The organism is Rhodanobacter denitrificans, assembly GCF_003335105.1.
GTDB lineage: Bacteria > Pseudomonadota > Gammaproteobacteria > Xanthomonadales > Rhodanobacteraceae > Rhodanobacter > Rhodanobacter denitrificans_A.
The window spans coordinates 1-321 of record NZ_QFWQ01000034.1 but is presented as its reverse complement, the minus strand read 5'-3'; the positions used below and the strand labels follow the sequence as shown (position 1 = coordinate 321).

1 protein-coding gene is annotated in these 321 nt (G+C 41.7%); it reads left to right on the top strand.

Features of this window, described 5'->3' with window-relative positions:
* On the top strand, positions 1-302 hold a 302-nt coding region (locus tag DEO45_RS16380), incomplete at its 5' end, for a hypothetical protein (protein WP_147269721.1).
* Between the last annotated feature and the right edge of the window lie 19 nt (positions 303-321).

The window sequence follows — 321 nt, the reverse complement described above, 5'->3', positions numbered from 1 at the left end:
CCTCCAACATGGTGATTGCTGATGTGAAGATGCTATCTGGTTTCATCCCATTGAAACCAACAGTGAAAAAGCTTGAAAGATTAGAGCACGTGAGCAGAACAGAAGTGAGCAACAACAATGTCTTAATATATTTGGATCAGGTGACCAATCAGACACTGTCCTTCTCCTTCATCATTCAACAAGATATCTCAGTACGGAACCTGCAGCCTGCCATTGTGAAAGTCTATGACTACTATGAGACAGATGAAGTGGCTTTTGCTGAATACAGCAGCCCCTGCAGCACAGACAAACAAAATGTTTGAAACTCCTATTTGTAGACAA